Genomic DNA, 24,640 nt, shown 5'->3' on the forward strand with positions numbered 1-24,640 from the left:
TTATATCGCTTTCGTCACGAAGCTTTACGAATATTGTGTAGTCAAAGTTTCACAAAGGGTTACAGACGGCGCCTGCCAGAGTTGTAGGTAATGTAGTAAGTTAGGCTGGTGAATATCATGCGAAGCGCGCGCCAGTAGCGGAGCTTGCTTCAGAGGGTAGTTAATTGAACGATATGGCAAAGAATCTGATCCTGTGGTTGATCATCGCGGCTGTCCTGGTGACGGTGATGAACAACTTCTCCAGCCCTAACGAGCCGCAGACCCTCAACTATTCCGACTTCATCCAGCAAGTTAAGGATGGCAAGGTCGAGCGCGTAGCGGTTGATGGCTACGTGATCACCGGCAAACGCAACGACGGCGACAGCTTCAAGACCATTCGTCCGGCGATCCAGGACAACGGTCTGATCGGCGACCTCGTGGATAACCATGTGGTTGTCGAAGGCAAGCAGCCTGAGCAGCAGAGCATCTGGACACAATTGCTGGTAGCCAGCTTCCCGATCCTGGTGATCATCGCCGTGTTCATGTTCTTCATGCGCCAGATGCAAGGCGGTGCGGGAGGCAAGGGCGGGCCGATGAGCTTCGGCAAGAGCAAGGCACGTCTGCTCTCCGAAGATCAGGTGAAAACCACCCTGGCTGACGTTGCCGGTTGCGACGAAGCCAAGGAAGAAGTGGGCGAGTTGGTCGAGTTCCTGCGTGATCCGGGCAAGTTCCAGCGCCTGGGTGGCCGCATTCCTCGCGGCGTACTGATGGTTGGTCCTCCGGGTACTGGTAAAACCTTGCTGGCCAAGGCGATTGCCGGCGAAGCCAAGGTGCCTTTCTTCACCATTTCCGGTTCTGACTTCGTCGAAATGTTTGTCGGTGTCGGTGCCAGCCGTGTTCGCGATATGTTCGAGCAGGCTAAAAAGCATGCGCCTTGCATCATCTTCATCGACGAAATCGACGCCGTTGGTCGCCATCGTGGCGCCGGCATGGGCGGCGGTCATGATGAGCGTGAGCAGACCCTTAACCAGTTGCTGGTTGAGATGGATGGCTTCGAAATGAACGACGGCATCATCGTGATTGCTGCAACCAACCGTCCGGATGTACTGGACCCTGCGTTGCTGCGTCCGGGTCGTTTCGACCGCCAGGTGGTGGTCGGCTTGCCGGATATCCGTGGTCGCGAACAGATCTTGAAAGTACACATGCGCAAAGTGCCAATGGGTGACGATGTGGCTCCGGCTGTGATTGCCCGTGGCACGCCAGGCTTCTCCGGTGCTGACCTGGCCAACCTGGTCAACGAGGCTTCGCTGTTTGCGGCTCGTACCGGCAAGCGCATCGTTGAAATGAAAGAGTTCGAGCTGGCGAAAGACAAGATCATGATGGGCGCCGAGCGCAAGTCCATGGTCATGTCCGAGAAAGAGAAACAGAACACGGCTTATCACGAAGCCGGTCACGCCATTGTCGGTCGCGTTGTGCCTGAGCACGACCCGGTCTACAAAGTGTCGATCATTCCTCGTGGTCGGGCGCTGGGCGTCACGATGTTCCTGCCGGAAGAGGATCGTTACAGCCTCTCCAAGCGTGCGTTGATCAGTCAGATCTGCTCGCTGTACGGTGGCCGGATTGCTGAAGAAATGACCTTGGGCTTCGACGGTGTGACCACCGGTGCGTCCAACGACATCATGCGTGCCAGCCAGATTGCACGGAACATGGTGACCAAGTGGGGCTTGTCGGAAAAACTCGGCCCGCTGATGTATGCCGAGGAAGAAGGCGAAGTGTTCCTGGGGCGTGGTGGTGGCGGTCAAAATGCCAGCTTCTCCGGCGAGACAGCCAAGCTGATCGACTCCGAAGTGCGCAGTATCATTGACCAGTGCTACGGCACGGCCAAGCAGATTCTCACGGATAACCGCGACAAGCTGGATGCCATGGCGGATGCGCTGATGAAGTACGAGACCATTGATGCCGACCAGATCGACGACATCATGGCCGGCCGCGCGCCTCGTGAGCCTCGCGATTGGGAAGGCGGTTCAGGCACCTCTGGTACTCCGCCAGTGGTTCAGAATGAACGCCCGGAAACTCCGATCGGCGGCCCGGCAGCTGACGTCTAAGGTTTGAAATGACTTCTGTGTTGTCCTCCACCCGGTTGCCTTGCGGCAACCGGGTTCTTGATTTGGCCCATACGCATGTCATGGGCATCCTCAATGTAACTCCCGACTCCTTTTCCGATGGCGGCCGCTTCAGCCAGCTTGATGCAGCATTGCGTCATGCTGAAGCAATGGTTGCAGCGGGCGCGACCCTGATTGATGTCGGTGGCGAATCGACTCGTCCTGGCGCTCGCGTTGTCTCTCCCTTGGAGGAGCTGGAGAGGGTGGCGCCCATCGTCGAGCGTATCGCGCGTGAACTGGATGTGATCATTTCGGTTGATACCTCGACGCCTGCCGTGATGCGCGAAACCGCGCGCCTGGGGGCTGGGCTGATCAACGATGTGCGTTCCCTTCAGCGTGACGGCGCCCTTGATGCTGCTGCAGCAACGGGGCTGCCGGTGTGCCTGATGCATATGCTGGGAGAGCCCGGCAATATGCAGGACAATCCTCACTATGACGATCTTGTCGGTGACGTGAGTGGTTTTCTCGCTGAGCGAGTCGCTCAGTGCGCTGTCGCGGGAATTGCTGCGGACAAGATCATCCTTGATCCTGGTTTCGGCTTCGCCAAGACCCTGCAGCACAACCTAAGCCTGTTCAAACATATGGACTCTCTGCATGCCCTTGGTCGGCCCCTGTTGGTCGGTGTTTCGCGCAAGAGCATGATTGGCATGGCCCTGAATCGACCCGTAGGTGAGCGCTTGTACGGTGGTCTTGCGCTGGCGGCGCTTGCCGTCACCAAGGGGGCGCGAATATTACGTGTGCATGATGTTGCCGAGACGGTGGATGTAGTGCGTATGATTGCCGCGGTAGAATCCGCCGAATAAGAATGATGGAGCACTTATGACTAAAAAATACTTTGGTACCGACGGTATCCGTGGTCGGGTCGGCGAATTTCCGATCACTCCTGATTTTATGCTTAAGCTTGGTTGGGCGGCGGGTATGGCGTTCCGCAGCATGGGCGCGTGCCGCATCCTGGTGGGCAAGGACACCCGCATCTCCGGCTATATGTTTGAGTCTGCGCTGGAGGCGGGTCTGTCCGCTGCGGGCGCTGATGTCATGTTACTGGGGCCCATGCCGACGCCAGCGATCGCTTACCTGACGCGTACTTTCCACGCTGAAGCCGGTATCGTGATCAGCGCCTCGCATAACCCGCATGATGACAATGGCATCAAATTCTTCTCGGGCCAAGGCACCAAGCTGCCGGACGAGATCGAGTTGATGATCGAAGAGCTGCTGGATGCACCGATGACAGTGGTTGAGTCCAGCAAGCTGGGCAAGGTGTCGCGTATCAATGACGCCTCAGGCCGATATATCGAATTCTGCAAAAGCAGCGTTCCGAGCAGTACCAGTTTTGCCGGTCTGAAGCTGGTGGTCGACTGTGCTCATGGGGCGACCTACAAGGTGGCGCCGAGCGTGTTCAAAGAGCTGGGTGCCCAGGTGACTGTCTTGTCGGCTCAGCCTGATGGTTTGAACATCAACGAAAACTGCGGCTCAACCCATATGGAGCAATTGCAGGCCGCTGTCTTGGCTGAGCATGCTGACCTGGGTATTGCTTTCGATGGCGATGGTGATCGGGTGCTGATGGTTGATCATACGGGCGCCATCGTAGACGGTGATGAGTTGTTGTTCATCATTGCGCGTGACATGCATGAGCGTGACAGGCTGCAAGGCGGTGTTGTCGGAACCTTGATGAGTAACCTGGGGCTGGAACTGGCTCTTGCGGATTTGGGCATTCCCTTTGTCCGCGCCAATGTAGGTGATCGTTACGTTATCGCAGAGTTGCTTGAGCGCAATTGGCTGATCGGTGGCGAGAACTCCGGGCACGTGGTTTGTTTCCAGCACACCACGACCGGCGATGCGATCATTGCAGCGTTGCAGGTATTGATGGCTCTGCGGGCTCGCGGAGAGAGCTTGGCTCAAGCGCGTCAGGCGCTGCGTAAGTGCCCTCAGGTTCTGCTCAACGTGCGCTTCTCTGGGGGCGAAAACCCGATCGAGCACCCGGCTGTCAAAGAGGCGTGCGAGCGCGTGACCCTTGCTATGGCGGGGCGCGGTCGTGTGTTGTTGCGCAAGTCCGGCACAGAGCCTCTGGTGCGCGTCATGGTCGAAGGTGATGATGAAACACAGGTTCGCGGCCATGCCGAAGACCTGGCAAAACTGGTAACTGAAGTTTGCGCCTGAATTCGGCTTGCCAGTGATGATGTGGTTGGGTAACATCTGCGCCCACTTTGACCGACGAGGTACAGCATGCGTCGCACTATGGTAGCTGGTAACTGGAAGATGCACGGTACCCGCGCCAGTGTCGCTGAGCTGATCAATGGCCTTCGTCACTTGGCCTTGCCGAGCGGTGTTGATGTTGCGGTGTTCCCGCCTTGCTTGCATATCAACCAAGTGGTTGATGGCTTGAAAGGCAAGTCGATCCAGGTCGGCGCGCAGAACTCTGCAGTGGAGCCAATGCAAGGTGCGTTGACCGGTGAGATCTCGCCGAGTCAGCTGGTCGATGCGGGTTGTTCTTATGTGCTTGTCGGGCACTCCGAGCGCCGTCAGATGATGGGCGAGCGTGATGGGACACTCAATCGCAAGTTCGCAGCGGCACAGGCTTGTGGCTTGATTCCGGTGTTGTGCATAGGGGAGACCCTGGAGCAGCGAGAATCGGGCAAGACTCTTGAAGTTGTCTCGCGTCAGCTGGGCAGCATCATCGAGGAGCTGGGTGTTGGTGCGTTTGCAAAGGCAGTGATTGCTTACGAGCCGGTCTGGGCCATTGGTACCGGGCTGACTGCTACACCGCAACAGGCGCAGGATGTGCACGCAGCCATCCGCGCGCAGTTGGCGGCAGAGAATTCTGAGGTCGCACAAGGTGTGCGTCTTCTATACGGCGGCAGCGTGAAGGCGGCCAATGCGGTCGAACTGTTCGGCATGCCGGATATCGATGGGGGGCTCATTGGTGGAGCTTCCCTGAATGCAGATGAGTTCGGTGCGATCTGTCGCGCCGCGGGAAACTGAAAAAATGCTGGAAACAGTCGTAGTCGTTTTTCATCTGTTGGCTGCTCTGAGCGTAGTTGCTCTGGTTTTGCTGCAACAGGGTAAAGGTGCGGATGCTGGTGCGTCTTTCGGTGCAGGTGCTTCAAATACTGTGTTCGGAAGCCAAGGTTCCTCTACCTTTCTTAGTAAGTTTACTGCTATACTTGCCGCAGGTTTCTTCATAACCAGCTTGGGGTTAGGTTACTTTGCTAAAGAGAAAGCTCATGTGCTGACTCAAGTAGGTCTCCCAAATCCAGCAGTGTTGGAAGTACCAAAAGCAAAACCGGCTTCTGATGATGTCCCGGTGCTTCAAGAGCAAAAGTCGGCTACTCCAGCGACTGACGTACCTCCAGCTCAAGAGCAGAAGTAAGAAGGGTTGTAATCGCTGTATTGCCGAGGTGGTGGAATTGGTAGACACGCAACCTTGAGGTGGTTGTGCCCATAGGGTGTAGGGGTTCGAGTCCCCTTCTCGGTACCAATTATCAGGAGAGCCCGCTGTTGCGGGCTTTCTTGTAGGTGGAAGGTTACATTGACCCTGTAAGGGATCGGTCGTATACTTCCGCCCCAGCTTTGTCGCGGGGTGGAGCAGTCTGGTAGCTCGTCGGGCTCATAACCCGAAGGTCGTCGGTTCAAATCCGGCCCCCGCAACCAGTTTTAGCGGAGCCCCTTTTAAGGGGCTTTTTGTTAGCTGGACACTTTCAACGCCGCTGTTCGACGGCGTTTCAAGGATGGGCGTTTCGCCCATTTTTTTATTTTGCACAGCATGCACATACATGCACGAGGGGGTTCAGGTGTCGAGCAAGCTAGAAGAGTTGCAGGCCTTGCTGGCCCCGGTGGTCGTGGCCCTAGGCTATGAATGCTGGGGTATTGAGTTTTCGGCTCAAGGTCGCCACTCAATGTTGCGCGTTTATATCGATAAAGAGGGCGGCGTGCTGGTGGACGATTGTGCCATTGTCAGCCGTCAGATCAGCGGTGTGCTGGATGTTGAAGATCCGATCTCCGTTGAATACACCCTCGAAGTTTCCTCGCCAGGCATGGAACGCCCACTGTTCACTATTGAGCAGTTTGCAAAATTTGCCGGTGAACAAGTGAAGATCAAGCTGCGATCTCCCTTTGAAGGGCGACGCAACTTTCAGGGCCTTCTGCGCGGTGTAGAAGAACAGGATGTCGTGGTGCAGGTAGAAGACCATGAGTTCCTGTTGCCGATCGATATGATCGACAAGGCCAACATTATTCCCAGTTTTGACTGAGACGCGGATCCCGCGGATCCAATGGCTTGCGAAAGGCGAGGCGTACGATGAGCAAAGAAGTACTGCTGGTTGTTGAGTCGGTATCCAATGAAAAGGGCGTACCGGCAAACGTGATTTTTGAAGCGCTGGAGCTGGCCCTGGCCACTGCTACCAAAAAGCGTTTTGAAGACGAAGTTGATCTGCGTGTGGAAATCAACCGCCACACCGGTGCCTATGAGACTTTCCGTCGCTGGACGGTCGTCGAAGAAGCCGATCTTGATGATCCGGCCATCGAAACCTGGCCAAGCAAGGTTGCCGAAACGCATCCTGGTGCCAAGGTCGGTGATGTCGTCGAAGAAAAGATCGAATCGATCGAATTCGGCCGTATTGCTGCACAGACCGCCAAGCAGGTCATCGTGCAGAAGGTTCGCGAAGCTGAGCGCGCTCAAGTCGTTGACGCTTATCGCGAGCGCCTGGGTGAAATCATCTCCGGCACCGTGAAAAAAGTCACCCGCGACAACGTGATCGTCGACCTGGGCAACAACGCCGAAGCGTTGCTGGCCCGCGAAGACATCATTTCGCGCGAAACCTTCCGTGTCGGCGTGCGTCTGCGTGCGCTGCTCAAGGAAATCCGCACCGAGAACCGCGGCCCTCAGTTGATCCTGTCGCGTACTGCGCCGGAAATGCTGATCGAGCTGTTCCGTATCGAAGTGCCTGAAATCGCCGAAGGCCTGATCGAAGTCATGGCTGCGTCCCGCGATCCGGGTTCGCGTGCCAAGATTGCGGTCCGCTCCAAGGACAAACGCATCGATCCGCAAGGCGCTTGCATCGGTATGCGCGGTTCGCGCGTCCAGGCAGTGTCGGGCGAATTGGGTGGTGAGCGTGTGGACATCGTCCTGTGGGACGATAACCCGGCGCAGTTCGTAATCAACGCCATGTCGCCGGCTGAAGTGGCGGCAATTATCGTTGACGAGGATGCCCATGCAATGGACATCGCCGTTGGCGCAGACAATCTGGCTCAGGCCATTGGTCGTGGTGGTCAGAACGTGCGTCTGGCCAGCCAACTGACCGGCTGGACCCTGAACGTGATGACCGAATCGGACATCCAGGCTAAGCAGCAAGCTGAAACCGGTGACATCCTGCGCAACTTCATCGAAGAGTTGGAAGTCGATGAAGACCTGGCACAGGTGCTGGTAGATGAAGGCTTCACCAGCCTGGAAGAGATTGCCTACGTACCGTTGGAAGAAATGCTCAACATCGACGGCTTTGACGAAGACACCGTCAACGAGCTTCGCGCTCGGGCCAAGGATCGTTTGTTGACTAAAGCCATCGCTACTGAGGAAAAGCTGGCAGACGCCCATCCGGCCGAAGACCTGCTCTCGCTTGAGGGTATGGACAAGGATTTGGCGATGGAACTGGCGGTGCGCGGCGTAATTACCCGCGAAGACCTGGCCGAGCAGTCTATTGACGATCTGCTCGACATCGACGGCATTGACGATGATCGTGCCGGCAAGTTGATCATGGCCGCCCGAGCCCATTGGTTCGAGTAACTAGGCGCGGCCTGAGGAGAGAAGTGCATGACGCAAGTCACGGTGAAACAACTGGCCGATGAGGTCAAAACACCGGTAGAGCGCCTGTTGCAGCAGATGCGTGAGGCAGGTCTGCCGCACACCGCCGCCGATGAAGGTGTGAGCGACAGTGAGAAGCAGTCTTTGCTGACTCACTTGAAGAGCAGCCACAAGGCGAAAGTGGAAGAACCGCGCAAGATTACATTGCAGCGCAAAACCACCAGCACCCTGCGTGTTGCGGGTAGCAAGAGCATCAGCGTTGAAGTACGCAAGAAGAAAGTCTTCGTACAGCGCAGCCCGGAAGAAATCGAAGCCGAGCGCAAACGCGAACTGGAAGAACGTCGCGCAGTAGAAAATGCTGCACGTCAGAAGGCTGAAGAAGAAGCCAAGCGTCGCGCCGAAGAAGAAGCGCGTCGCCAGCCTGCTGCTGCGCAACCTGCTGCCACTGAAGCGGTCGCCGCGCCTAGCGCTCCTGTAGAAGCTGTGCGTGAGGCCGCTCCGGTTGCCGCTGCACCAGCGCCTGCTGCTGACGCTCGTAAGCGTGACGAACCTCGTCGCCCAGACAAGCCGCGTGCCGACGATAACAATCGTCGTGGCGGTGGTGGTGATGGCGAGCGCAAAAACGCTCCGCATCGTGCCTCGGTCAAAGAGAAAGCGCCTGCTCCACGCGTTGCCCCACGTACTACCGACGAAGAAAGCGATGGCTTCCGTCGTGGTGGTCGCGGCAAGGCCAAGCTGAAGAAACGCAACGCCCACGGTTTCCAGAGCCCAACCGGCCCTGTCGTGCGTGAAGTGAAGATCGGTGAGACCATCACTGTGGGCGATCTGGCCCAACAGATGTCGGTCAAGGCAGCTGAAATCATCAAGTTCATGTTCAAGCTGGGCACTCCGGCCACCATCAACCAGGTACTGGATCAGGAAACTGCCCAGCTTGTGGCTGAGGAATTGGGCCACAAAGTGACCCTGGTCAGCGACACCGCCCTGGAAGATTCCCTGGCCGAGTCCCTGAAGTTTGAAGGTGAGGCGGTTTCCCGTGCACCAGTCGTGACCGTAATGGGCCACGTTGACCACGGTAAAACATCCCTGCTCGACTACATCCGTCGTGCCAAGGTTGCTGCTGGCGAAGCCGGTGGTATCACCCAGCACATCGGTGCGTACCACGTTGAAACCGACCGTGGAATGGTGACGTTCCTCGACACCCCTGGTCACGCCGCGTTTACCGCAATGCGTGCCCGTGGTGCCAAGGCGACCGACATCGTGATCCTGGTGGTTGCAGCGGACGACGGCGTGATGCCACAAACCATCGAAGCCGTTCAGCATGCCAAGGCAGCTGGTGTTCCGTTGGTGGTCGCAGTGAACAAGATCGACAAGCCGGGCGCCGATCTTGATCGCATCCGTAGCGAACTGTCGGTTCACGGCGTGACCTCCGAAGAGTGGGGTGGCGACACTCCATTCGTACCGGTCTCCGCGAAGATGGGTACCGGCGTTGACGAACTGCTCGAAGCTGTTCTGTTGCAAGCCGAGGTTCTGGAACTGACCGCTACGCCATCGGCTCCTGGCCGTGGTGTTGTGGTTGAGTCCCGTCTCGACAAGGGCCGTGGCCCGGTTGCTACCGTTCTGGTTCAAGACGGTACCCTGCGCCAAGGCGACATGGTACTGGTCGGTTCGAACTACGGCCGTGTACGTGCCATGCTCGACGAGAACGGCAAGCCAATCAAGGAAGCAGGTCCTGCTATCCCGGTCGAGATCCTCGGCCTGGATGGTACGCCGGACGCTGGTGACGAGATGAGCGTGGTTGCCGACGAGAAGAAAGCCCGTGAAGTGGCTCTGTTCCGTCAAGGCAAGTTCCGTGAAGTCAAGCTGGCCCGTGCTCACGCCGGCAAGCTGGAAAACATCTTCGAGAACATGGGCCAGGAAGAGAAGAAGACGCTTAACATCGTCCTCAAATCTGACGTACGTGGTTCCCTCGAAGCGTTGAACGGCGCCTTGAATGGCCTGGGTAACGACGAAGTGCAAGTGCGCGTTGTCGGTGGCGGTGTCGGTGGTATCACCGAATCCGACGCCAACCTGGCACTGGCTTCCAACGCTGTACTGTTCGGCTTCAACGTGCGTGCCGATGCCGGCGCTCGCAAGATTGTCGAGCAAGAAGGCTTGGACATGCGTTACTACAACGTCATCTACGACATCATCGAAGACGTCAAGAAAGCCCTCACCGGCATGCTTGGCAGCGACGTCCGGGAGAACATCCTGGGTGTGGCCGAGGTGCGTGACGTGTTCCGCTCGCCAAAATTCGGCGCGATCGCCGGTTGCATGGTTATCGAAGGTGTTGTGCACCGTAACCGTCCAATCCGTGTACTGCGTGAAGACATCGTTATCTTCGAAGGCGAGCTGGAATCCCTGCGCCGCTTCAAGGATGACGCTTCCGAAGTACGTGCCGGCATGGAATGCGGTATCGGCGTCAAGAGCTACAACGACGTCAAGGTTGGCGACAAGATCGAAGTCTTCGAGAAGGTTCAGGTTGCTCGCAGCCTCTAACTCGCGCACTTCCGGAGCCACGCCGCGTGTGGGCATGCAAATGCCCCGCGCAGCGTACGGACTCTAAACGCAACGCCCGGTCTGGCTTTTGTCAGGCCGGGCGTTTGCCGCTTTCAGACCCCACGGGTTTCACCGTGTGGCAGTAACAGGTAACAAGACATGGCAAAAGAATACAGCCGTACCCAGCGTATCGGCGATCAGATGCAGCGCGAGCTGGCCCAACTGATCCGTCGCGAAGTCAAAGACCCTCGCGTTGGCCTGGTCACCATCACCGCCGTAGAAGTGAGCCGTGACGTGGGTCACGCCAAGATCTTCATCACCGTGATGGGGCAGGACAGCAGCGAAGAAATCGCACAAAGCATCAAGGTGCTCAACTCGGCCGCAGGTTTCCTGCGCATGCAGTTGGCCCGTGAAATGAAGCTGCGCAGTGTTCCTCAGTTGCACTTCCACTACGACGAAAGCGTCGTGCGGGGTGCGCACCTGTCGGCACTGATCGAGCGCGCCGTGGCTGAAGACAGCCAGCACCCGTCCACACCTGAAGACGCCAAGGAGTAAGCGGTGGCTCAGGTCAAACGTATCCGTCGCAACGTCAGCGGCATAATCCTGCTCGACAAGCCCATTGGCTTTACCTCCAATGCCGCGTTGCAGAAGGTCCGCTGGCTGCTCAACGCCGAAAAGGCCGGGCATACCGGCAGCCTCGATCCTTTGGCCACCGGTGTACTGCCTTTGTGCTTTGGCGAGGCCACCAAGTTTTCGCAATACCTGCTCGATTCCGACAAGGGTTACGAAACCCTGATGCAATTGGGCAAGACCACCACCACGGCCGACGCCGAAGGTGATGTTCTGCAGGTTCGCGATGTGACCGTTGGTCGTGCAGATATTGAAGCGGCTTTACCCGGTTTTCGTGGGCAAATCAGTCAGATACCGCCGATGTACTCGGCGCTCAAGCGTGATGGCCAGCCTCTTTACAAGCTGGCACGTGCGGGCGAAGTAGTGGAGCGCGAACCGCGTTCTGTTACTATTGCGCGCTTGGAATTGCTCGCCTGTGAAGGCGACACTGCCCGCCTGGCCGTGGACTGCAGCAAAGGCACCTATATCCGTACCCTCGTGGAAGATATCGGTGAGCAGCTCGGTTGCGGTGCATACGTTGCAGAACTGCGACGCACCCAGGCTGGCCCTTTCAGCCTGGCCCAGACGGTCACGCTGGAAGAGTTGGAAGCCGTACACGCCGAAGGCGGCAACGAAGCGGTTGATCGCTTCCTGATGCCATCGGACAGCGGTTTGCTGGATTGGCCATTGCTGCACTTTTCGGAGCACAGCGCGTTCTACTGGCTCAACGGCCAGCCGGTACGTGCCCCGGATGCCCCGAAGTTCGGCATGGTGCGGGTACAGGATCATAACGGTCGCTTCATCGGTATCGGTGAAGTGAGCGAAGACGGGCGCATCGCGCCACGTCGACTGATTCGGTCAGAATGACCGGACGAGTGTGGCTGTTAACAGGCACGGTCAACACTCATTTTTAGATACAGGGATTTGTCCCTGGCCTGTTGAAACTGCCCTTTGGGTGGTTTCCTGAAAAAAGGATTGCCTCATGGCTCTCGACGTTCAAGAAAAAGCACAAATCGTTGCTGACTATCAGCAAGCTGTTGGTGACACTGGTTCGCCAGAAGTGCAAGTTGCACTGCTGACCCACAACATCAACAAGCTGCAAGGTCACTTCAAGGCCAACGGTAAAGATCACCACTCCCGTCGTGGTCTGATCCGCATGGTAAACCAGCGCCGTAAGCTGCTGGACTACCTGAAAGGCAAGGATCTGGGTCGTTATCAGACTCTGATCGGTCGCCTGGGTCTGCGTCGCTAATAAGCGATTGCGCTAGAGGTTGGTTGTCTGCCGTGTGTCAGTGGGATTCCCGCTGGCGCATGGTAGGCTCCCAGCCTCAAGTTTTATCTGGACACACGTTTTACCCTGGACCAGGTTCGGGCCGATTCCCGACATTGCCCAAGAATTTCGCAAGAAGACAAGTTCCCCCAAGAGCCACAAAGAAGGTAGGACACCGTGAACCCGGTTATCAAAAAATTCCAGTTCGGTCAGTCGACCGTTACCCTCGAGACAGGCCGTATCGCCCGTCAAGCCTCCGGCGCAGTGCTGGTTACCGTTGACGACGACGTTACCGTTCTGGTGACCGTAGTTGGCGCCAAGACCGCTGACCCGAGCAAAGGCTTCTTCCCTCTGTCCGTTCACTACCAGGAAAAGACTTACGCTGCCGGTAAGATCCCTGGCGGTTTCTTCAAGCGCGAAGGCCGTCCTTCCGAGAAAGAAACCCTGACTTCCCGACTGATCGACCGTCCGATCCGTCCGCTGTTCCCAGAAGGCTTCATGAACGAAGTGCAGGTTGTCTGCACCGTCGTTTCCACCAGCAAAAAGACCGATCCGGACATCGCTGCGATGATCGGTACTTCGGCTGCCCTGGCCATCTCCGGCATTCCTTTCGATGGCCCGATCGGCGCAGCACGCGTTGCTTTCCACGAAAGCACCGGCTACCTGCTGAACCCGACTTACGAGCAACAGAAAGCGTCGAGCCTGGACATGGTCGTTGCTGGTACCTCGGAAGCCGTGTTGATGGTTGAATCGGAAGCCAAAGAGCTGACCGAAGACCAGATGCTGGGTGCCGTATTGTTCGCCCACGACGAGTTCCAGGCTGTCATCAAGGCCGTCACCGAGCTGGCTGCCGAAGCTGCCAAGCCAACCTGGACCTGGGCTCCACAAGCCGAAGCCACCGAGCTGCTGGGCGCTATCCGCTCCGAGTTCGGCGCTGCCATCTCCGACGCCTACACCATCACCGTCAAGGCCGACCGTTACGCTCGCCTGGGCGAGTTGAAGGACCAGGTTGTGGCCAAGCTGTCCGGTGAAGAAGGCCAGCCTTCCTCCAGCGATGTGAAAGCGGCTTTCGGTGAAATCGAATACCGCACCGTTCGCGAAAACATCGTTAACGGCAAGCCACGTATCGACGGTCGCGACACTCGCACCGTACGCCCGCTGAACATCGAAGTCGGCGTTCTGCCGAAGACTCACGGTTCGGCGCTGTTCACCCGTGGTGAAACCCAGGCTCTGGTAGTCGCGACCCTGGGCACCGCCCGTGACGCACAACTGCTGGACACCCTGGAAGGCGAGAAAAAAGACCCGTTCATGCTGCACTACAACTTCCCTCCGTTCTCGGTGGGCGAGTGTGGTCGCATGGGTGGCGCTGGTCGTCGCGAAATCGGTCACGGCCGTCTGGCCCGTCGCTCGATCGCTGCCATGCTGCCTGCCGCTGACGTGTTCCCGTACACCATCCGTGTTGTGTCGGAAATCACCGAGTCCAACGGTTCCAGCTCCATGGCTTCCGTTTGCGGTGCTTCCCTGGCGCTGATGGACGCAGGTGTGCCGATGAAGGCGCCGGTTGCCGGTATCGCCATGGGCCTGGTTAAAGAAGGCGAGAAGTTCGCCATCCTGACCGACATCCTGGGTGACGAAGACCACCTGGGCGACATGGACTTCAAAGTAGCCGGTACCGCTAAAGGTGTTACCGCGCTGCAGATGGACATCAAGATCAAGGGCATCACCGAAGAAATCATGGAAATCGCCCTGGGCCAAGCCCTGGAAGCGCGCCTGAACATCCTCGGTCAGATGAACCAGATCATTGGTCAGTCCCGCACCGAACTGTCGGAAAATGCTCCGACCATGATCGCGATGAAAATCGACACCGACAAAATCCGTGATGTCATCGGTAAAGGCGGCGCGACTATCCGTGCGATCTGTGAAGAGACCAAGGCTTCGATCGACATCGAAGACGATGGCTCGATCAAGATCTTCGGCGAAACCAAGGAAGCGGCTGAAGCAGCACGTCAGCGCGTCCTGGGCATCACTGCTGAGGCCGAGATCGGCAAGATCTACGTCGGTAAGGTTGAGCGCATCGTCGACTTCGGCGCATTCGTCAACATCCTGCCGGGCAAGGACGGTCTGGTTCATATCTCCATGCTGAGCGACGCTCGCGTTGAGAAAGTGACCGACATCCTGAAGGAAGGCCAGGAAGTGGAAGTGCTGGTACTGGACGTGGACAACCGCGGCCGTATCAAGCTGTCCATCAAGGACGTAGCAGCAGCCAAGGCTTCGGGCGTTTAATCACCCCCGAGCTTTCAGCTAAAAAAGGGACTCCTCGGAGTCCTTTTTTTATGGGCGTTGGAAAATGCCGGGAAATCAGCCGTTTAGCTGAAGACAAAAGCCGCAACTTGCATGCAGACACGATGGCATTCATGCAACTTGCACGATTTCGGAAATTCGTTGTTTTTATAAGTTATTGTTTTATATGGATTTTATTGGCTGTTCAGACTTGGCACACTGCCTGCAATAACCCTGTTAACGCTGCAGCATCAAGGTTTACGTACTGCAGACTTTTAATAAAACAGGAGTTACTCGTATGAAGAAGTTCGCTCTCGCTACTGCTACCGCTCTGACCCTGGCCATGGGTGCTAACGTAGCCTTTGCTCAGACTTCCCAAGCCCCTATGACGCTGGCGGCCGGTGAAGTGACCAAGGCTAAAGAGTCCACCTCGGATACCTGGATCACCACCAAAGTGAAAGCTGACCTGCTGACCGAGAAAGGTATTCCTGGTTCGGACATCAAGGTAGAAACCAACAAAGGCGTGGTTTCCCTGTCCTCCGAAGTCGCTATTTCGGACTCGCAAAAAGCGACCGCTGTAGCCATCACCAAGAAAATCAAAGGTGTCACTGCTGTTTCTGCTGATGGCCTGCTGGCTGGCGGCGCTACCAAAGCTGACGGTATCGATAAAACCAAGGGCGCAGCTGCTAGCGCTAAAGAGTCGACTTCCGATACCTGGATCACCACCAAAGTCAAAGCTGATCTGGTAACCGAGAAAGGCATTCCTGGCACCGACATCAAAGTCGAAACCAACAAAGGTGTTGTTTCCCTGTCGTCGGCCACTGCCGTGACCGAAGCCCAGAAAACCACCGCGGTGAACATCACCAAGAAAATCAAAGGCGTTAAAGCTGTATCGGCCGACGGCCTGAAAGCAGAGTAACGCACCCGTTTCGTCTGAACTGAATGGCGGCGGCTTAGGGTGAGCTAGATATCCACCTGATGCACCTCTGGAGTTCATGCGACCGACCACACGGATGTGGTCATTACAGGCCCCGGCACTTGTGTCGGGGCCTGTTCTATTTTGGGCGGCAATAATTGTAGGAGCCGGCTTGCCGGCGATTAGGCCCTTGGGTCCATCACTGGTTTCAAGGTCGCATCGCCGGCAAGCCAGCTCCTACAAGGGTTGTTATTCGGCGTCCAGATGCATCGGCGTCACTACCCGACCATCCTTCTCGGCCTGGCCCAAGTTGGCATCAATGAAATACACCCGATCATCTTCCAACTGACCTTTGTCCACCAGGTAGTCCTTGATGGTGCTGGCGCGGTCCTGGCCGAGTTGGCGCAGCAGCACGTCGCTGCCACTCCAGAACTTGATCACGCCGTCACGAAGTTTGGCGCTACGATCATCGCTGCTCAGGTCCTTCCATTCGGCCGGCGGTTGCTGTTTCAGGCGAGTTCGGTAGATGCCTTCCAGCAACGGCGCTTTTTCCTTTTCGGGCACGACAAGCAGGGACGCCTGAGCTGGAACCTTGTCGCCACGACGTTGAAGAATCTTGTAGTAGTTGTACTGGTATTCACGTTCCAGTCGCTGAGCGGCAAGGAAAGGTCCATCGCTGCTGGCTGCCGCTGTGCCTTCGATCTCCAGGCGCAGGGTAGGGCGTTCTTTCAGTGCTTTGGCCAAGGTGTTCAGGGCGCCCTCAGCATCCTTGTTCAGTTCGCTGGAACCGGCGGCGAACGATACATTGCCGAGGTCTTCCGAGCCGCCGCCCGTCACCAGCCCACCGATAAACTTGAACGGCGCCGTCGCTGCACGCACCACCAGGTTTCGCAGGGTCTGCCAGACAATCGGCATCACACTGAACTGCGGGTTATTCAGATCACCTGTCACCGGCAGTTCGATCGAGATTTTGCCGTCAGTGTCCTTGAGCAACGCAATTGCCAGGCGAATCGGCAAGTCCACGGCATCGGCGCTGTCAACTTTCTCGCCTAGTTGCAATTGCTCGACCACCACTTTGTTCTCGGCCTTTAGCTGGCCCTTGGTGATCACGTAGTGCAGATCGAGGTTCAGCCGTCCCTTGCGGATACGGAAACCGGCGAACTTGCCAGAGTAAGGCGTGAGTGTGGTGAGTTCTACGCGTTTGAAGCTGGTTGCAATATCCAACGCCGCCATCGGGTCGAACGGGTTCACGCTGCCCTTGATGGTCACCGGCGCATAACGATCCACCTTACCCTTGATATCGACGCTGGCCGGTTTGGCCTGGCGACTGTCGATGGTGCCGATCTGCCCGTTGAGCTGTTGAATCGCCGTGGCGAAGTTGGGTGTGAGGCTGAAGTCGGCAAAGTTGGCCGAACCGTCATTGATCGCAATCTGGCCGATACGAATGCCCAAGGGTTTTTCCTTGCTGGCGGGCTTGGGTGTTTTGTCGGCGGGTTGCGGGATCAACAGGTCATCCACGTTAGTGGTGCGGTCATCGTTGATCATGAAACGTGCGTACGGCTGCAGCAGGTTGACCTTGTCGATCGACAGGCTGTCACCGTGCTGATAGTTCACGCCTTCTAGCACCAGGCGCTGCCATTTGAGGAAGTCGCGGGTCTTGAGGGTGTCCAGGGTGTGCAACTGGTCGACCTGCGCTCTGCCTGTGACCTGGAGCTTCAAAGGATCAGTGCTTTTCAGGTTCACATCGAGATTGCTGCCGAGCATACCGCTACGCAGTTCCAGACGGATGAACGGGCTGATATAGGACTGGGCGACCCGCAGATCAATGTCCTGGGTATTCACTTTCAGCTTGGCGCTGACCGGGTTGAGGTTGACCTCGCCCGTTGCCTGGACCTTGCCTTGCTTGCCCAGGCCGGTGTCGACTTTCAGCGTGAAGGGGCTCTGGTTGAGGCTGTCGAAATTCTGCACATCGACATTCAGCGGGCCGACTTCCAGCGCGACCGCAGGCTTGGCCTGGCGATCAGCCAAGTGCACCTGATAGTTACGCAGTTGCACGTCCTTGAGCAGCACTTGCCAGGGTTTGCTTGGCGCCGTGGGTTCAGCCTTTGGCGAGTCGGCGGTGGCTGGTGCGGTGGCAGGTTCAGGTGCCTTGGCCGGTTTGCTCGGCTGGCTGGCGAATAGTTTTTGCCAGTCCAGTTGCCCGTCGGACTCAAGTGCCGCCCAGGTTTCCAGTTTGTTGCTGCGGATCTTGCCTACCACCACTTGCTGCTTGGCCAGATCCACCGTGGTCTCGCTGACATCCAGGCGTTCCAGGCGCACCAGTGGGCGACCATCCGGTGCCTTGATGGCAAATGGCGCAATGCTCGCGGCGGTGTTGGTCAGGTTCAGTTCAGTCTCTTTGGCCAGGCTGAACTTGTACTCGGTGCTGAAGTTGAGCACACCGTCTTCCAGCACCAATGGCAGGGCGTCGCGTACGTAGGGCCACCAGGCTTTCATCTTGCCATCGGTGACTTTCAACGTGCCTTCGGAGGTGATCGGCACCAGGCTGAAATTACCTTTCCAGTCGATCTGCCCGCCAGCAGGCCCGGCCGCTACCAACGTCATGTCGGCGTTGTCTTCAGGCAGGGTACTGAGGTTTTTCAGCTCGAAGTCGAGCTTGTCGTAAAGGAATTCGATGGGTTCGCTGGGGCGCAAGTCTTCAAAATGCACATAGCCGCCGGCCAGCTTGATGCTGTCGATGCGCAGCGGAAACGGCTTGGCATTCGGATCGGTCGGGGTGGGCTCGCTGGGCGGCAGCTTGAACAACTGCGCGAGGTTCAACTGGCCGGACTTGTCGAACAACAGCTCGGTCTTGGGTTTGTCCAGCTGTACATCCGCAAGATGCAGGGCGCGTGTCCAGAGGCTGTCGATCTGCAGGTTGGCGTAGAGGCGCTCGAAACCCACCTGTTCCTTGCCGGGTTCACCGATTTTCAGCCCCCATGCCGTTACTTCCAGGCTGAACGGGTTGAGCTCGATCCGCTCGATCCGCGCCGGCACCGTGGCGTAATTGGCCAGTTGCTGGTTGGCAATGCGCAGCGCGACACCAGGGAGAATCAGGAAACCCAGCAAGCTGTACAGGGCAAGGGCAATCAACAAGGCGCCAGCGGCGCGAATCAATCCTTTGGGCATGGGGCGGCGCCATCTATGTCAAACAGGAGTGCCTTGGAGTATGGCACGGGTTTTCGGTTCCGAAGAACGGGTCCTTTGGGAAACGTCTTACAGTTGCAGTATCAGGGTTTTCAGCGGGGGTTGTTGATCCTGTGAGGGAAAGTCCGCGCCTGGCGTCATGATTTTCCAGTCTCGTACGGGGCGTCCGGCCTTTTCCGCGCAACGCAGCACCTGTTCGCGCCAGTCCTCCATGCTGACTTTCGCCAGGTTGTTGCAGCAGATCAACACGCCATTGTCGGCGGTGGCCAGCAGTGCGGGCTTGAGCAGGCTCTGGTAATCGCGCAGCAGGTCGACGGTGCCGAAAGCACTCTTGGCCCAGGCTGGCGGGTCGAGCAGCACCAAGTCGTATTGACGTTGTTCCAGACGCGGGTAACTCGGCAGCTTTTGCCCGCGTCGTTGGGTGATCGGCAGGCCAGCCAATTGGCGAATGGCCGGGAAGTAGTCGGACTGGACGAATTCCATGGTCGGCAATTGCGGGTTCAGCAAACCGTTTTCGCGACCTACCGCCAGGTTGCCCTCGGCAAAGTCCAGGTTACACACCTCACGCGCACCACCGGCGGCTGCGCTCAGGCCGACGCCGCAGGTATACGCGAACAGATTCAGCACGCTTTTGCCGGCGCTGTGGGCCTTGACCCAGCCACGGGTGTTACGCAAATCCAGGAACAGCAGCGGGTCCTGCCCGGCATGGCGCCCGCGCACGCGGTAATTGAGGCCCCACTCGTGGCCGATCAGGTCTTCCAGCGCAGCAGGCTCGGCACGATAAACCGTGTCTTCACGGTCGATGCGCGAATTGCCCCGGGAACGGTCGTTGTACACCAGCAATAACTCCAGTCCCATGGACTGGTTGACCTGTTGATACAGGTCCAGCAACTCTGCGGTTTCCAGGGATTGGTGGAAGCTCTGCACCAGCAATTGCGGGCCGTAGCGGTCGATGGTCAGGCCGCCGGCGCCTTCCTGGCTGCCATGGAACAGGCGATAGCAGTCGGTGCCTTGGGCGTGCAGCTCATGGATCAGGTCTTGGCGATGATCGAGGGCGGCGCGCAGCGCCTGATTCAGAGGAGACATGGAGCGCGCCTTGCTGGGGAAATGAGGGCGCGAAGTTTAACAGCTATGCGCTGTCGCCTACATCAACCCCATCCGCCGATGGGCGCGTTGCACCGAACCGTTGCGCATCGCCCAACGTAGCATCGGCGCACTGCGCTTGACCCCGGCACGGATCATCTGGCGTTGCAGCGGGCTCTGGTGCTGGTCGAGCATGGCGCTGGCCCAATCCGGCAGCAGGTCGATCCCGGCCTGCATCATCAGGCTGCCAAAGGGCTTGGCCAGCAGGCTGGGGGAGGGCGCGTCAAGCAGTAAGCGCAGTACTTCGCGGCTGCGATCGTCGCACAGTAATTGTGGGCGGATGCGTGCCAGATAATCCGAGATTTCCTGCCGAGAACGCGGAACATGCCGCGCGCCCAACTGTTCGGCGACCAAGGCAATTTCACTGTAGTAACGGTCCTGGTCTCGACCGGATAGATTCGGGTTGCGATAGCGCAGGTGAGCGGCGAGGAAGTTACTGACCTCGGCCACATGCACCCAGGTCAGCAACTCCGGGTCGCTGGCCGCATAAGGTCGCCCGTCCGGAGCATGGCCGACGACCTGCAGGTGAATGGTGCGGACTTTTTCGATCAGCCATTCGGCGTCTTTGCGCGAACCAAACGTCGTGCCCGAGATGAACTGCGAGGTGCGCCGCAACCGCCCGAGCATGTCCTGACGAAAATTTGAATGGTCCCACACGCCCGCCAGGGCCAATGGGTGCAAGGCTTGCAGCATCAAGGCGCTGATACCGCCGATAAGCATGCTGCTGAAGTCGCCATGGACTTGCCAGCTCACCGAATCGGGCCCGAACAGACCGGGGTCGCCCTTGGGGTTTTCCAGGTCCAATTGGCCCAGCGACAGGCCAGTCAGGCTCATCAACTGGTTTTCGATACGGCTGCGGATAAATTCCATGGCGACTCAGAGGTTCCTATCGGTTCAGGCGTTTATCGATCAGGCCATCCACCACGCTCGGGTCGGCCAGGGTCGAGGTGTCACCGAGGCTGTCGAGTTCGTTGCAGGCGATCTTGCGCAAAATCCTGCGCATGATCTTGCCGGAGCGGGTTTTCGGCAAGGCTGGGGCCCATTGGATCAGTTCCGGCTTGGCAAAGCTGCCGATTTCCTTGCTGACCAGCTCCAGCAGGTGTTTTTTCAGCGCGTCATCGGGTTCCACCCCATTCATGGGCGTGACAAACGCATAGATGCCCTGGCCTTTAACGTCATGGGGGTAGCCCACCACGGCGGCCTCGGCCACCAGATCATGCAGCACCAGCGCGCTTTCCACCTCTGCGGTGCCGATGCGGTGGCCGGACACGTTGATCACATCGTCGATGCGCCCGGTGATCCAGTAGTCGCCGTCTTCATCGCGCCGTGCGCCGTCTCCGGTGAAGTAGTAGCCGGGGTAGGGTTTGAAATAGGTGTCGATCATGCGCTGCGGATCGCCGTACACGCTGCGGATCTGTCCGGGCCAGCTCGCTTTGATCGCCAGTACGCCGCTGCCGGCCCCACTGAATTCCTTGCCCTGTTCGTCAAGCAACACGGGCTGTACGCCAAACATCGGCTGGGTCGCGCAGCCGGGCTTGATGCGCTGCGCGCTGACCAGGGGGCTGAGCATGATGCCGCCGGTCTCGGTCTGCCACCAGGTGTCCACGATCGGGCAGCGTTGTTCGCCGACGGCATTGAAGTACCAGTCCCAGGCTTCCGGGTTGATCGGTTCGCCAACACTGCCCAGCAGGCGCAGGCTCGCGCGCGAGGTGTTCTCTAGCGGGCCGTGACCCTCACGCATCAGAGCACGCAAGGCGGTGGGCGCGGTGTAGAAGATGTTGACCTTATGCTTGTCGATCACCTGCCAGAAGCGCGAGCTGTCCGGGTAGCTCGGCACGCCTTCGAACATCAGCGACGTCGCACCATTGGCCAGCGGGCCGTACACGATGTAACTGTGGCCGGTGACCCAGCCCACATCGGCGGTGCACCAGAACACCTCGCCCTCGCGGTAGTCGAGCACGTATTTGAAGGTCATCGCGGCTTGCAGCAGGTAGCCGCCGGTGGTGTGTAGCACGCCCTTGGGTTTGCCGGTGCTGCCGGAGGTGTAGAGGATGAACAGCGGGTCTTCGGCGTCCATTGGCTCGGGCGGGCAGTCGCTACTGGCCGCATCCAGGGCTTGTTGATACTTGAGATCGCGGCCTTCGCTCCAGTTAACGGTCGCTCCGGTGCGCTCCACCACCAGCACCGTGCTCACATTCGGGCAACTGGTCAGGGCTTTGTCGACATTCTGTTTCAGCGCCACCGGCTTTCCACCGCGCACGCCTTCGTCAGCGGTGATCACCGTGCGGCAGTCGGCGTCGAGAATACGGTCACGCAAGGCGTCCGGCGAGAAGCCGCCAAACACCACGGAATGCACCGCGCCAATCCGCGTACACGCGAGCATGGCGTAGGCCGCTTCCGGGATCATCGGCATGTAGATGCACACCCGATCGCCTTTTTTCACACCACGGCTCTTCAGCACATTGGCCAGGCGACTGACGTTCTGGTGCAGTTGGCGGTAGGTGATGTTGGAAGATTTTGTCGGATCATCGCCTTCCCAGATGAAGGCCGGCTGATCGGCGCGTTGCGACAGGTGACGGTCGATGCAGTTGTAGCTGACGTTCAGTTGGCCGCCGGCAAACCACTGGGCTGCGCCCGTCTTGATGTCTGAGCTTTGAACGGTGTGCCACGGGGTGATCCAGTCGAGAAAGCCTTTGGCCTGTTCAGCCCAGAAGGTGTCCGGCTGTTCGATGGATTGGCGGTAGAGGCGCTGATAGTCCTCTTGACTGAGTTGCGCAGCCCGGCGGACGGCATCGGCGGTGGGGAACGTGCTGATATCGAACATGAGCGATCCTTATTCTTGTTTTGGCCACAAGTGATAAAGATGCACCCTGCAAGGGGAGGGTTCAAGGCCAACGTCCAAACGGACGTTGGCCCTGCCATACCTGGATCAGCCGCGGTGACGACCGCGGAAGTAGTTGATCAGGCCCTGGGTCGACGCATCGTCGGCCAGGGTTTCCTCGGCGCCGGTCAGGCGGTTGTAGACGCCCTTGCCCAGCTCTTTACCCAGTTCCACACCCCATTGGTCGAAGGCGTTGATACCCCAGATCACGCTCTGCACGAACACTTTGTGCTCATACATGGCAACCAGAGCGCCCAAGCGACGCGGGCTGATGCGCTCAACCACAATGGTGTTGCTCGGACGGTTGCCCGGGATCACCTTGTGCGGTGCCAGCTTCTGCACTTCGTCTTCCGGGATGCCCTTGTCGCGCAGCTCGGCTTCGGCTTCGGCGCGGGTCTTGCCGAGCATCAGCGCCTGACTCTGGGACAGGCAGTTGGCGTACAGCCACTGATGGTGGTCGGACACCGGGTTGAAGCTGACGATCGGCACGATAAAGTCGGCCGGGATCAGTTGGGTCCCCTGGTGCAGTAACTGGTGGTAAGCGTGCTGGCCGTTGCAACCTACGCCACCCCAGATCACTGGGCCGGTATCCGTGGCGACGGGTGTACCGTCCTGGCGCACGCTCTTGCCATTGGATTCCATGTCCAACTGTTGCAAGTGTTTGGTGATGTTACGCAGGTAGTGGTCGTACGGCAGGATCGCATGGCTCTGCGCGCCCCAGAAGTTGCCGTACCACACGCCCAGCAGACCCAGCAGCACCGGCATGTTCTGTTCGAATGGGGCGTTCTGGAAATGCTGGTCCATGGTGTAGGCACCGGACAGCAGTTCCTTGAAGTTGGACATGCCGATCGCCAGGGCGATGGGCAAGCCGATGGCCGACCACAGTGAGTAACGACCGCCGACCCAGTCCCACATCGGGAAGATGTTTTCTTCGCGGATACCAAAGGCCACCGCCGCCGCGTTGTTGCTCGATACGGCGATGAAGTGGCGGTACAGCTCGGCTTCCGAGCCACCCTGGGCCAGGTACCAGGCGCGGGCGGCCTGGGCGTTTTTCAGGGTTTCCAGGGTGTTGAAGGATTTCGACGAGACGATGAACAAGGTGGTCTCAGCGCGCAGCTTCATGGTCAGCTCGTGGAACTCGCTGCCGTCGATGTTCGCCAGGTAGTGGCAACGCACGCCTTTGTGGGCGTAGGACAACAGCGCTTCGGAGACCAGCTCCGGGCCGAGGAACGAGCCACCAATACCGATGTTCACCACGTCGGTGATCGGCTTCTCGGTGTAGCCACGCCACAGGCCGTCGTGAATGCGGCCGACCAGGTCGGTGATCTGGTTCAGCACCTTGTGCACGTCCGGCATGATGTTCACGCCGTTCACCGACAGCTTGTCGCCCACCGGGCGACGCAGTGCGGTGTGCAGGGCCGGGCGGCCTTCGGAGGAGTTGACCGGCTCGCCGGCGTACAGCGAGTTGATCGCGTCTTTCAGGCCGACTTCTTTGGCCAGGCCTACGAGCAGGTCACGGGTTTCGCTGGTGATCAGGTTTTTCGAGTAATCGAGGAAAAGTCCGCAGCTGCTCAGGGTGAACTGGGAAAAACGCTGAGGATCGGCATTGAACGCTTCGCGCATGCTGAAATCCTGCATGGCTTGGCGATGTTGATTGAGCGCTTGCCAGGCGGGCAGAGCGGTAACGTCATGAGGAGTGCGGTAGTACGCCATCGCTGCGGGTTTCCTTTTATTACGGGGACTGCCTTTAGGACACTTCTAAGTCCGGAACGTCCAGTCTTTGATCAAGCATTGGGTTCCGGACAGCGCTAACCATAGCGCAGGGCGATTACATTAAACCTAGCGTGTCGATATGTCTTGGCTTTGTCTGCGCTAAGGCCGGTAC

18 protein-coding genes and 2 tRNA genes are annotated in these 24,640 nt (G+C 58.3%); 15 read left to right on the top strand and 5 right to left on the bottom strand.

Annotation, left to right across the window (positions count from 1 at the left end):
* The first annotated feature begins 173 nt into the window (after positions 1-173).
* The 15 genes from ftsH (at position 174) to HX868_RS21980 (ending at position 15,548) form a co-directional block, all read left to right on the top strand.
* Positions 174-2,084 carry an ATP-dependent zinc metalloprotease FtsH gene (gene ftsH / locus HX868_RS21910; RefSeq protein WP_016976820.1) on the top strand — a complete coding sequence of 637 codons (1,911 nt, stop codon included), beginning with the start codon at positions 174-176 and terminating at the stop codon, positions 2,082-2,084.
* Between the two features lie 8 nt (positions 2,085-2,092).
* Positions 2,093-2,944 (top strand): dihydropteroate synthase, encoded by an 852-nt coding sequence (gene folP / locus HX868_RS21915; RefSeq protein WP_177004338.1) that lies wholly within the window; start codon positions 2,093-2,095, stop codon positions 2,942-2,944.
* Between the two features lie 16 nt (positions 2,945-2,960).
* Entirely contained in the window at positions 2,961-4,298 is a 1,338-nt protein-coding gene (gene glmM / locus HX868_RS21920) for a phosphoglucosamine mutase (protein WP_016976822.1), read from the top strand.
* Between the two features lie 66 nt (positions 4,299-4,364).
* Entirely contained in the window at positions 4,365-5,120 is a 756-nt protein-coding gene (gene tpiA / locus HX868_RS21925; RefSeq protein ID WP_003194193.1) for a triose-phosphate isomerase, read from the top strand.
* Between the two features lie 4 nt (positions 5,121-5,124).
* The gene (secG, locus tag HX868_RS21930; RefSeq protein WP_003194191.1) at positions 5,125-5,508 is read left to right on the top strand and encodes a preprotein translocase subunit SecG; all 384 of its coding nucleotides are present in this window, start codon (positions 5,125-5,127) and stop codon (positions 5,506-5,508) included.
* Between the two features lie 22 nt (positions 5,509-5,530).
* Positions 5,531-5,616 (top strand) — tRNA-Leu (locus tag HX868_RS21935).
* A gap of 96 nt (positions 5,617-5,712) precedes the next feature.
* A tRNA-Met gene (locus tag HX868_RS21940) sits at positions 5,713-5,789 on the top strand.
* A gap of 140 nt (positions 5,790-5,929) precedes the next feature.
* The gene (gene rimP, locus HX868_RS21945) at positions 5,930-6,388 is read left to right on the top strand and encodes a ribosome maturation factor RimP (RefSeq protein ID WP_038843818.1); all 459 of its coding nucleotides are present in this window, start codon (positions 5,930-5,932) and stop codon (positions 6,386-6,388) included.
* Between the two features lie 47 nt (positions 6,389-6,435).
* Entirely contained in the window at positions 6,436-7,917 is a 1,482-nt protein-coding gene (gene nusA / locus HX868_RS21950) for a transcription termination factor NusA (protein ID WP_025857112.1), read from the top strand.
* A gap of 27 nt (positions 7,918-7,944) precedes the next feature.
* On the top strand, positions 7,945-10,470 hold the full coding sequence (infB, locus tag HX868_RS21955) for a translation initiation factor IF-2 (RefSeq protein WP_016976824.1): 2,526 nt from the start codon (positions 7,945-7,947) through the stop codon (positions 10,468-10,470).
* A gap of 159 nt (positions 10,471-10,629) precedes the next feature.
* Complete coding sequence (gene rbfA, locus HX868_RS21960) at positions 10,630-11,025, top strand: 30S ribosome-binding factor RbfA (RefSeq protein ID WP_016973761.1); 396 nt, start codon at positions 10,630-10,632, stop codon at positions 11,023-11,025.
* 3 nt (positions 11,026-11,028) lie between these two features.
* Complete coding sequence (truB, locus tag HX868_RS21965) at positions 11,029-11,946, top strand: tRNA pseudouridine(55) synthase TruB (protein ID WP_003235022.1); 918 nt, start codon at positions 11,029-11,031, stop codon at positions 11,944-11,946.
* 115 nt (positions 11,947-12,061) lie between these two features.
* Positions 12,062-12,331, top strand: a complete 270-nt coding sequence (gene rpsO / locus HX868_RS21970; protein WP_003177875.1) for a 30S ribosomal protein S15 — start codon at positions 12,062-12,064, stop codon at positions 12,329-12,331.
* Between the two features lie 195 nt (positions 12,332-12,526).
* The gene (gene pnp, locus HX868_RS21975) at positions 12,527-14,632 is read left to right on the top strand and encodes a polyribonucleotide nucleotidyltransferase (RefSeq protein WP_016976826.1); all 2,106 of its coding nucleotides are present in this window, start codon (positions 12,527-12,529) and stop codon (positions 14,630-14,632) included.
* A 295-nt stretch (positions 14,633-14,927) separates the two neighbouring features.
* Positions 14,928-15,548 carry a BON domain-containing protein gene (locus tag HX868_RS21980; RefSeq protein ID WP_016976827.1) on the top strand — a complete coding sequence of 207 codons (621 nt, stop codon included), beginning with the start codon at positions 14,928-14,930 and terminating at the stop codon, positions 15,546-15,548.
* Positions 15,549-15,794: 246 nt separating this feature from the next.
* On the opposite strand, the gene HX868_RS21985 is transcribed toward HX868_RS21980, so the two are convergent.
* From HX868_RS21985 to pgi, 5 genes are all read right to left on the bottom strand, one after another.
* The gene (locus HX868_RS21985) at positions 15,795-18,713 is read right to left on the bottom strand and encodes a DUF748 domain-containing protein (protein ID WP_177004339.1); all 2,919 of its coding nucleotides are present in this window, start codon (positions 18,711-18,713) and stop codon (positions 15,795-15,797) included.
* 87 nt (positions 18,714-18,800) lie between these two features.
* The gene (locus HX868_RS21990) at positions 18,801-19,817 is read right to left on the bottom strand and encodes a class I SAM-dependent rRNA methyltransferase (protein ID WP_177004340.1); all 1,017 of its coding nucleotides are present in this window, start codon (positions 19,815-19,817) and stop codon (positions 18,801-18,803) included.
* A 57-nt stretch (positions 19,818-19,874) separates the two neighbouring features.
* Positions 19,875-20,744, bottom strand: coding sequence for an oxygenase MpaB family protein (locus tag HX868_RS21995; RefSeq protein WP_177004341.1), 870 nt, complete (start codon positions 20,742-20,744; stop codon positions 19,875-19,877).
* Positions 20,745-20,760: 16 nt separating this feature from the next.
* Positions 20,761-22,698 carry an acetate--CoA ligase gene (acs, locus tag HX868_RS22000; protein WP_177004342.1) on the bottom strand — a complete coding sequence of 646 codons (1,938 nt, stop codon included), beginning with the start codon at positions 22,696-22,698 and terminating at the stop codon, positions 20,761-20,763.
* Positions 22,699-22,803: 105 nt separating this feature from the next.
* The gene (gene pgi, locus HX868_RS22005) at positions 22,804-24,468 is read right to left on the bottom strand and encodes a glucose-6-phosphate isomerase (RefSeq protein ID WP_177004343.1); all 1,665 of its coding nucleotides are present in this window, start codon (positions 24,466-24,468) and stop codon (positions 22,804-22,806) included.
* Positions 24,469-24,640: the final 172 nt, after the last annotated feature.

Origin of the sequence: Pseudomonas reactans, assembly GCF_013385825.1 — a bacterium.
GTDB lineage: Bacteria > Pseudomonadota > Gammaproteobacteria > Pseudomonadales > Pseudomonadaceae > Aquipseudomonas > Aquipseudomonas reactans.

Bases quoted from the DNA above. Each gene is read 5' to 3' on its own strand.
- rpsO (WP_003177875.1), top strand. From the start codon at position 12,062: ATGGCTCTCGACGTTCAAGAAAAAGCACAAATCGTTGCTGACTATCAG.
- folP (WP_177004338.1), top strand. From the start codon at position 2,093: ATGACTTCTGTGTTGTCCTCCACCCGGTTGCCTTGCGGCAACCGGGTT.
- infB (WP_016976824.1), top strand. From the start codon at position 7,945: ATGACGCAAGTCACGGTGAAACAACTGGCCGATGAGGTCAAAACACCG.
- glmM (WP_016976822.1), top strand. From the start codon at position 2,961: ATGACTAAAAAATACTTTGGTACCGACGGTATCCGTGGTCGGGTCGGC.
- HX868_RS21980 (WP_016976827.1), top strand. From the start codon at position 14,928: ATGAAGAAGTTCGCTCTCGCTACTGCTACCGCTCTGACCCTGGCCATG.
- HX868_RS21990 (WP_177004340.1), bottom strand. From the start codon at position 19,817: ATGTCTCCTCTGAATCAGGCGCTGCGCGCCGCCCTCGATCATCGCCAA.
- HX868_RS21985 (WP_177004339.1), bottom strand. From the start codon at position 18,713: ATGCCCAAAGGATTGATTCGCGCCGCTGGCGCCTTGTTGATTGCCCTT.
- nusA (WP_025857112.1), top strand. From the start codon at position 6,436: ATGAGCAAAGAAGTACTGCTGGTTGTTGAGTCGGTATCCAATGAAAAG.
- rbfA (WP_016973761.1), top strand. From the start codon at position 10,630: ATGGCAAAAGAATACAGCCGTACCCAGCGTATCGGCGATCAGATGCAG.
- HX868_RS21995 (WP_177004341.1), bottom strand. From the start codon at position 20,744: ATGGAATTTATCCGCAGCCGTATCGAAAACCAGTTGATGAGCCTGACT.
- secG (WP_003194191.1), top strand. From the start codon at position 5,125: ATGCTGGAAACAGTCGTAGTCGTTTTTCATCTGTTGGCTGCTCTGAGC.
- acs (WP_177004342.1), bottom strand. From the start codon at position 22,698: ATGTTCGATATCAGCACGTTCCCCACCGCCGATGCCGTCCGCCGGGCT.
- tpiA (WP_003194193.1), top strand. From the start codon at position 4,365: ATGCGTCGCACTATGGTAGCTGGTAACTGGAAGATGCACGGTACCCGC.
- pgi (WP_177004343.1), bottom strand. From the start codon at position 24,468: ATGGCGTACTACCGCACTCCTCATGACGTTACCGCTCTGCCCGCCTGG.
- ftsH (WP_016976820.1), top strand. From the start codon at position 174: ATGGCAAAGAATCTGATCCTGTGGTTGATCATCGCGGCTGTCCTGGTG.